We start from the raw sequence: 9,095 nt of genomic DNA on the forward strand, positions 1-9,095 counted from the left end.
AATTTTACCAGAATGGGGCTCCGCTTTCTATATCATATGAGTGATTTTCGGTTTCAGCCATGACCGGAAACCATTGCAATTACTACTCTTTTGGAGTTTTGCTCATGGCTGGACGCAAGAAAAAACGGAGGTGTATAACCAACTTGCCGATCTGAACCGGCAGATTCGCACAGGACGCAAAAAGCTGGCTCTGTGTCGGGAGATCCAGACGGCAAGCAAGCAGATGGAAGAAGATATCCGCAAAACCGAAACAAGAGGAAAAGAGGTGGAACACGATGAACATCGGAGGCGGTGAGGCTGCCGACCAAATGGTTCGCATGATGTTGACCGGCACAGAAGTGACGGTTCGGCTGGGCGCGTCCGCCCTCAAAAATCTACTGGCCATTACGCTGGCTTTGGCAAAGCATCACAAGACCCTGTCCGGGAAGGTCAACATGGGAAAAATGCTCCGGGAGACACGGGATATCCGAGTGTTCCCCATGTCGCCGGAACAGTATCAGGCATTCAAGCAGAGGGCAGTCAAACAGAAGATCCTGTTTTCTGTCATCCGGGATTCGGACGGGCGGGGCAAGGTGGTAGATGTGGCCATGCCAGTCACAGAGCTGGAGCGCGCCAATCTCATTTTTGAGCGCATCCGATACCTTCCGCAGGTTCGCCAGAGTACACCAGCCAAGGAGCAAGCCCCCATGCGGGATTCAGTGATCCGGGAGGAAAGAACGCCAAAAAAAGAGTCTCGGTCGGAGTTCGACTTGGCCGGTATCAGCGGCAGCTCCAGTATCTCCAAGAGCGAAATCAGTATGGAGACGACCCATGAGCGCCCCTCTGTTCTGGCACAGTTAAAGGGGTACCGGGAGCAGCTGAATCGGCAGCACAAAGCGGCTCCGGCCAGAAGTAAACAAAAAGGACACTCCAAACAGAGATAATGCCCCTACTGTTGGGGCGTATGTTCACACTCACAATCGATTAAAAACAAATCATTTGGTGTGCAGTTTAGCAATAAACACAGGGTTTCAATTCGCTCCAATTTGATAGACTGAGTTTCATTGTTCACCATGCGGTTGAAATTCTGATAGCTCATTCCAAGTTGCTTATAGAGCCAATATTTTGTCCTGCCCTGTTTCTCCAGCAATTCCAACACATTCAGTTTCACCATATCTCATGCTCCTATTATCTAATGTTATGGTTAGATAATAAGGAATTGCTCACTCAAGGATATAGACTATTGCATTAGATAATGTTATAGTCTATGTCGAAGGAGGAGTGGTTTATGCATGAGCAAGAACTACGGCAGCATCGTTGCTGCTTTACGGGACACAGACCAGAAAAGCTGAACATCTCAGAAGAACAGCTATGTGTACGATTAGGACTGGAAATCGACCGAGCGATAGAGGATGGGTTTACTACATTTATTTCAGGGATGGCAAAGGGGGTGGATATTTGCGCGGCAGAGCTGGTTCTTAAACGCAGAGTATCAGATGACCGACTGAAGCTGATCTGCGCACTTCCGTATGAAAATTTTGGACTTCATTGGAGTGCGTCTTGGACTATTCGTTATGTGGAGGTGATACGGCACGCAGATCTGGTGCGCTGTATTAGTCAGGAGTTCTCCTATTCCGCATACCAGCGCCGCAATGAATGGATGGTAGATCACTCCGGACGGGTGATCGCGGCCTATACGGGTGAGAGCGGCGGAACCAGAAATACCATCGCTTATGCCAAACAACAGCACATTCCGTGTGTTATCATCACACCGTAAATAGGGGGAGTGAGCAGACGAATCCATCTGCTCACTCCTCTTCGTTGTAACTCTCAAAGCTCCAGGTATAAAATTGCACTTCTACATCAAAGCAACAGAAAAGGGAGCTGCCATACTTAACAACTCCCTGTTTCTGTCTGATTGTTCTGTTGTTTTGACCCACCCTATCTTCAACAGCTCTAAAACTGGGATGGGGTCAGTGCTGGAGGATTTGCGGCACGCCTGTACAAGGCTCCTCCTGGGCGGCAAGACCAGATAGAAGCTGGGACATTTCTGCCTGGGGGCAGGGAACATGGTGGGCCAGTTTGTTGCGGCAGGTTCGAAGAAAGCAGATCCATTCCCGCGTCTGCTCGTCGGGGATATAGAGCAGATACTGGTTGTGGTCTTCCTTACGTCGCAGCACCATCATGCGTACCAGTGTCCCCAGTTCCACACCTTCAGCTTCAGTCAGTCGCTCACCCATCTGCTCGATAAAACCCGTACGGTTTTTCTGGGGCTCCCAGTACTCGGTCTCCAGGGCATCTTCAATTGCATCTGACCAGTCGGAGACGATTCGGAGCCGGGCCATCTCAATATCGGCGAACACTGTCTGGATCTGGGCCTTCCAGACCGACTGCTCCAGCCTGGCTGGGTCAGGAAGAAGGCTGGGGTCCACCAGTATGTCGTGCCGGATTTCTTTAAGGCTCTCAGCCGGCTCCTGGTCAGGGCGCAGGTACTGGAGGAGGGGTGGAACCAGTTCGCCGTTCAGGCCAGCCAGGTGGGCTGCCAACTGGGCGGCATAGAGACGGAACTCCTCCGGAAGACCGGGCTGCATGTCAGCCAGGATGCTGGCAAAGAGGCGCACATCCCCGAAATGGACGGCCTCGCTGCAGTCGATCACCTCCACAGAGCCAGAGAGCCTGGGGAGAGAGAACTGGTCCGGAACTGCTAGGACGAAGCAGCCGGAACGCTCAAGTCCTTTGCCCCTGAAGTCCGAAATCAGATGGACAGCTGGACGGAGGTCACAACCGGTGGCTAGATGGAGCCATACTACGCTGCCCTGGAAAATATGCTCGTCCAGCAAGTAGGTAAGCTGCGCCCTGTATTCCAGGGGGCATATGCTGGCTCTTGTCCGGCGCAACTGTCCTAGCAACTGGGGGATGAGTTGCTGGGGCGTGCCAGAACTCAGCTCAGCGTGTTCGATGGTGGCCGAACTGAGCTGATGTGATAGAATATCCCGCATCTGCTCCTGCCAGGGTAGGCGCCCAGAAGACCGCAGGAGGACGCTCTTCCCTTCGGAAAGAGCGTCAGCAATCCGTCGAATTAGAATCTGGGGGCCGGCCATGGTCTCCCACCAAAGTGTGATGGCATCAGCAATCATAAGTGCGCATCCTCCTCATCCAAAAGCTCAAGGAGGGCATCCTGGACCTTCTCGCTGCTTCCGATGAACTCCAGGAAATCCTGTTGGCGGAAGCGGAACTGCTGGGTCTCTCGGTTTTTCCAGAGGATACCCATGTTCTCCATTTCCTCCATGAGGGTATTCAGATCCTTCACCTTAATATCAAGGAGCGAAGGGATCTTTAACTTCTGATTGTACGACATCAGATCAAGTGCGGTGTAACCGAAGAGTTGTCGGCGGTCCTTCTCCTGGTCCTCATAGATCATCTGAGCCAGCAGGTAGGAGACAGTCTTGTACTTGCGGTTCAGCCGGATGGTGGCCATGACCCGCTGACCGATCTCCTTGCGGATGTCCTGCTCCCGGAAGACGGTTTGCATTTGGACATCAGAGATAAGGTAAGGCGGATAGTTGCCGCCCTCGGAGCAGAGCTGACTCTGGTCCCGGCACACAGCTTGAATCAGCGCATTGCAAAACATGTGGATCAGGCCGGGATAGCTGTTGGTGTTGGAAAGGATCAGTTCAATCTGGGGCATTCCAATCTTGAAGCCGAGATAGGACATGGGAATCTGAATCAAATCGATGGCGTCGTTGTTAGACAGCGGCTTTATGCATAGAGGCTTTCCCATGTGAAGGAGGTTATTGTTATCCTTCTCGGCGATATCTGTGGCGGCCACATTATGGGTCCCGGCGAAGACAAATTTCACCTTGTGCTTGGTGCTGTCGCGCAAATTGATGAATGGCCGTAGCGCCTCATAGTCATCCTGTTGGAATTCCTCGAAGAGGCAATCCACCTCGTCCACAAAGATACGCAGGGAACTTACCTTCCCGCCCTCATAGAGGCTTTGCAGGGTATCACACAACTGCTCCAGAGATGAACAGGCCTCCTGAACTAGTTTCAGACGGATGAGCCTCTGACTCACCCGTTCCAGCAGGATTTGGATCCCGGAGTCCTTCACATCAACGCAGAAGGAGTAGGCCTTGCGTTCGGGGGCATGCAATGTCTTGCTGACCCGGTTCAGTAGAGCGGTCTTACCCAACTGACGGCCGCCGTACACCAGGCTGGGACCTTGCTCGCTACGCAGTTCCCGCATCTCCACCATACGACCAATAAACATCTCCTCAGGGACTGCGCCGCTGCCGCTGCCGTAGAGCACCTCGAAGGTGTACGGGAGAGTACAACGTAGCATGGCAACTTGCCGGTCGCCGCGATCCACAGAGGCCAGATATAGGGCCAACACGCGGTCGATGAGCAGGAATGGGCTCTGACCGCTGGTGTCGGTCTTAAACTTCTGAGCCAGGAGCCGCCGGTCCGAGGCAGTCAGGGATCCGTCCATGAGGACAATAGTGGAACCATCCATTTGAAGCTCATTGGTCATGACCTGGATCAGGGTAGAAACTCCCTGGCAACCGTAGAGGCAGACCACATTCATTGGGGTGCTGAGCTCAGTTCCAAACTTGTAGACTGGATGGGGGTAGTCCTTCAATCCAGTGGATACCCTATCAGCATCCACTAGGTAGCACTCGTGCATCCGATGAGTCCCGCGATCTCTCCGGGTCACATTCTGTACAGAGAAGCCCAGCCCACGGAGGATGCCCCTAACTTGTTCAGGTCCATCGGGGGCGTTTTTGCGCTTGACCCAACTTTTCAGCCAAGGCAAACTATTGGCGCGCTCATTGGGAGAACTCCAGTGCTGGAATTTCTTGTCCATGCTCTCCAGTGCGCTACTTCCCCAGTTAGCCAGGGCATTGCCACTGTGCCGCTGGCAGACCTGATAGTAGGCATCTTCTCCCGCCTGGAACTCGGCAAGGAAGTCTTTTCCGAGCTGGCCGCTCCTGACACTACTGGGCAGCTCAGCCTCACCACTTTGCATGGCGTTGATATAGGCATCCGCTGTGCTCAGATAGCCACCATCAAGAGCCATCTCAATGGCTTCTAGCCATGGAGAACTGGCGTACTCAGGTTGTTGCGTCAGTGCCTTTAGGCGGGAGCGGTAGGTTCTCGTCTGTTTGGCAATCTGACGGTCCAGCAACTGCCGCATATGGGACATAAATAGGCGGAATCCAGCAAAGTCGCGGGTCTTTAAGTAGACATCCTTGACTCGCTGCAGTGCGGTAAAAGCTGTCTCCACAGTATGTTCCTGCAGTCTGCCGTAGGCCCGGTCCAGACGGATTCCGCCCTCGAACTCCCGGATGTCTTCTTCCATTGATACGCCAGCCGCATGGCACTCCTCGCTACGGTCCGGGGGTGTCTGCCCCAGGAGGCGACATAACAGAGCCTCTATGCCGAAGTTTCGGTACCAGCGTGCATCTTTATAATCACCGATATGACTGAGAATTTGCTGAGGCGTCTCCGGTTCGGCTGCCGTACTGCGGAGGCAGGCCACCCAAGGCTCTAGGCCAGGAATTGCGTAGAGTTCTGGCATGATGACCATCTCTCCGGAAGTATCCAGAATCAGCTCCGGGGTATGCCAGAGATCCTGATAGAACAGAACGCTGTTCTTCGCTTGTACATGCTCCAGGGCGTCCAGCATCCGCTGAATACCGAGATCCAGAACGGTCTGACTGGCTCGCGTCCAACAGTCGACCTGGCGGGCTTGACACAACAGCGTGTCTAGTTCTTGTAAGGAGAGTTTCAGTTGGTTCCAGAGGCGAGCGTACTGGTTGCGGAACCTCGGGAAGCTGGTGCCTTGATTGTTTTTACTGACGGTCACCCACTCAATAATGACCTGCAGCCGGTCGGTCAATGCTTTCTTGCACACCCGCTGGGCTGGAGAATCGTTGTCCAACTGCTTCAACTTGATCTCGGGGTCCTCTCGCCTCAGATCTGTCCAAACAGAATCAATGTATTGATTCAGCCAGGCGTCGCTGATTTTCAGTTCTTCCAACCCGAGGTCCTCTTCCAACTGCCGTTGAAGTCGGGTAGCCTCCTCGGCCCTGTCCTCCGCCAAGATGCTCATCATGTGACCAATCTTGCTGGAGGGGCCGACCATTCGTTTCAGGCAGGTCTCTAGACCAGTAATCCGTACTGTGCTGGTGGGTGTTCGCCGTAAATCCTCAGCCTTCCGGCTCAGGGCCTGCCGGGAGCGCTCTCGCTCGCCAGTGTTGGCCAAACTGCTGATAACACTTGCAGAGAATCCAAGCCCGTCGTACTGGAAGGAAAGGTCCTTGAGGTCCGTCCGCAGAAGGTCCACGAGGTGCTTGACGGTGGGGAACGCCTCGCCCAGCACATTCTCCAAACCATCGCCCAACACCATATCGGCGTTGTTGTAGAGGCTATGATCATAGGCGGTGGAGGGGAATACCATGGCCCACAGGAGATTGGTCAAGACCATGGCTTGATAGAGGCCGTGCAGGGGGACAGCAAAAGACAGACCCTCTATGGGTACTATATAGCTCTGCTGGTCGTTGATCTCCTGGCTGTTAAAACGGTAACTGCGGCCGGGCTGCTGAATGCACTGCTGGAATACCCGGTAGAACTGATGGGTTCGATCGCCATGCTGGGGGGACTCGGCCAGGCACTGGAGCAAAGCTGCAGCCTCTACAATCCGGGACGGAGACTGGGCAATCATCTGGACAGACAGTTCCAGGAGTGGTTCGAAGCCAATCTGCTCAGGGGCATCCAAAAGTAGCCGGGCGTTTTCCTGGACCGAGCGGGCTTGGATGTCGACCGCCTGGAGGGATGTCCTGGTGTCGGATTGATTGTCCTCCTGTTTCTCGCAAACAATCGGCTTACCACTGGCCTCGTCCATGGCCTCAATGTTCGAAACCTCTTCCTCCGAAACGGAATCCTCATTATTCTCATCCATGGCCTGCTGGGGATCCGCGGAAGGACAGGGGGCAACATCTACCATAGAGCCCACCTCAGTCGGGGCGGAAGCCGTGGGCTCTGCAGCATCGTTCACCATGTCTGGCGCACAGAACTGCTCCTTGAGATAGGTAGACAGTGAGACCTCGCGTCCTTCCGGGTCACGGAAAAGATCTTCGCCCATCGTCCCGAGATAGATTCGGGCACTGGACGGTAGGCCAATCTTCTCTCTCAGGGATGCGGCCCATGGATCGTGTGATTCGCCTCCGTACACGGCCAGGAAGACGCTCACCCCGTCGGCCGCGTGCTCAGCAATTTCCCGGAGATCCGCATACCACACCTCGAGCCGCTCTGCGGCCTCATCTTCGGTGTACAGCACCGATGGGAGGATAATGCACTCCAGAGGAGCACCTTCCTTGCGAGATAGCGTCAGGGCTGTACCGCTACGGCCCGCGCTGCACACAGCATGGCAAAGGGGGTGCTCGTCGCTGTGGAGGTGGTCATCCGGGAAAAAATCCTTGCAGGATGTAGTGAAGACCCGCAGTGCCTCATAGCGGCGGAGAAAATCTGCAGTATCTCCCTTTTCAATCTGGCTTTCGCCCAGTTTGGCAGGGCGGACCTTATAATACTTTCGCAGAGCTTCTTTCGAAAAAATTTCGGTCCCCTCCGCTGTCGGCCCGTACAGGCACCTTTCCGGCGCATCCTTGAGGGAATACTTAACAAGATAGCCTTCTTTCAACAGCAGATCCACATAGTAGGTGGGATTAGTCACCTGTTTTGGCGCACGGAGGGTAAGTAGTTCTGAGGAGAATATGCCAGACCAAGCCTCACGAGCAATGAATAGCAGGCCTCTCAGATCCCAGGGGTTGGAGGCCAAGCGCTGGAAAGCCTTGACCCCTTTCAACTGTTTTGTTTGACGTTCGGCTACCAACTCGCCCAACTGGGTGCGGTCGGCTAAGGGGGGGAGCAGCGCAGATGTATTCAGCGTGGACGCCGACTCCGGCTCGTACTGGGTGAAGGAAATCTCCGCAAGGGTATTCTCGGGGGAGGTTACCTGCAGGGGCGCGAACTCCGAGGCGGCGGTCGACGGGGGCGGGGCGGTTCCAGTTGTAGCCGCAACAGGTAGTACCAGCTTGCTGCCCAAGAGAGCGAAGGCGAGCTGGCATCCGAATCGTTCAGATAGGGGCTCCACATCTTGGTACTCCAAGTGAGTGGCTTGGACGCATTCAAGAAAGTCCCTGTAGCAGTCCAACTCACCCGCTTGATCCATTGCCATAAGTTGCTCATCGTTCAGGCCCTCCAGGCGCGCATGCTCAGCGTTCAAAGCCTCGCAGAACGTGGGATCCAGCGTCTGGATGGAGAGGAAGGCATCCTTCAGCACGTGTAAGTCTTGCTGCTTCCTGACCCGTTCCTCCCAAGCATGCTCCAGCTCACGAACCCGCTGGAGAGACAAACTCTCCGTCTCGTCTGGGGAGAGCAGTCCGGCCTGCATCAGTTGCTGGAGGCACGTCTCCTGTGCCTGTCTCTGGGCGTCCAGGATCTCCAGGGTTTTGGAGAAGTCCTCCCGACCTAGGAAACCTCCGGCTCTGAGTTTTTCGGCAATGTATTCAAAATGAAACTGCGCCGCTTCAAATCGTTTTTCCAATTGCTCCAAAAATGTCCACCTCCCGGTCTTTCTTTTAGCCTTTTGCAAGATATGAGAATATACGACAATTTTATCATCTTTTTCAGGACATGTCCATATCCGAGATATGCGGGCGGCCCTGCCCAGCACGGGCTAACCACTAAATCTCTGAACGAATAAGATGTCTGCCATCTCGGCGCATTGAGATGGTGGCCTGCATTTCTACTAAGTTTTGGGATTCTGTATTCCCGTGGAGAATTTATGAGAAGGAAAGATTCTTCTCATGTCTCATCTGTTTGGCTCAGTCCATGTGCGTTGTACAGCATCTAAACCAGGTATCGTGTACTATTTCAGACTCTTGCAGCTTGGCGAAGGTATTTTTCTCTCAAGTCACCGACTGATTTTACACTTACCTACCATTTAAGAGATGAGCAAAACAGTTGGAAAGAGCGGCCCGCAAACAGGCAAATGGGAATCGAAAGAGATTAGGGCATCTCAAGGGTGCAAAAACCATAGCGCGGTAAACCCCGCG

At 54.0% G+C, this 9,095-nt stretch carries 5 protein-coding genes; 2 read left to right on the forward strand and 3 right to left on the reverse strand.

Features of this window, described 5'->3' with window-relative positions; translation table 11 throughout:
• Nucleotides 1–275 precede the first annotated feature (275 nt).
• A complete protein-coding gene (locus tag ACTNBK_RS15780; protein ID WP_441147536.1) occupies nucleotides 276–923 on the forward strand; it encodes a DUF3801 domain-containing protein in 648 nt (215 codons plus the stop codon).
• Between the two features lie 5 nt (nucleotides 924–928).
• Here the strand turns inward: ACTNBK_RS15780 and ACTNBK_RS15785 are convergent, their stop codons facing one another.
• Nucleotides 929–1,153, reverse strand: coding sequence for a helix-turn-helix domain-containing protein (locus ACTNBK_RS15785; RefSeq protein ID WP_441147538.1), 225 nt, complete (start codon nucleotides 1,151–1,153; stop codon nucleotides 929–931).
• Nucleotides 1,154–1,267: 114 nt separating this feature from the next.
• Between ACTNBK_RS15785 and ACTNBK_RS15790 the strand changes: the two genes are divergently transcribed.
• Complete coding sequence (locus ACTNBK_RS15790; RefSeq protein WP_441147540.1) at nucleotides 1,268–1,756, forward strand: SLOG family protein; 489 nt, start codon at nucleotides 1,268–1,270, stop codon at nucleotides 1,754–1,756.
• 196 nt (nucleotides 1,757–1,952) lie between these two features.
• Here ACTNBK_RS15790 and ACTNBK_RS15795 read toward each other — a convergent pair whose 3' ends face one another.
• Both ACTNBK_RS15795 and ACTNBK_RS15800 read right to left on the reverse strand, forming a co-directional pair.
• The gene (locus tag ACTNBK_RS15795; RefSeq protein WP_441147542.1) at nucleotides 1,953–3,116 is read right to left on the reverse strand and encodes a hypothetical protein; all 1,164 of its coding nucleotides are present in this window, start codon (nucleotides 3,114–3,116) and stop codon (nucleotides 1,953–1,955) included.
• Entirely contained in the window at nucleotides 3,113–8,593 is a 5,481-nt protein-coding gene (locus ACTNBK_RS15800) for an AAA family ATPase (protein WP_441147544.1), read from the reverse strand. Before ACTNBK_RS15800 ends, ACTNBK_RS15795 begins: the two co-directional genes overlap by 4 nt.
• Between the last annotated feature and the right edge of the window lie 502 nt (nucleotides 8,594–9,095).

Origin of the sequence: Intestinimonas sp. HCP28S3_D6, assembly GCF_052065695.1 — a bacterium.
In the GTDB taxonomy this organism is placed as follows: domain Bacteria; phylum Bacillota; class Clostridia; order Oscillospirales; family Oscillospiraceae; genus Intestinimonas.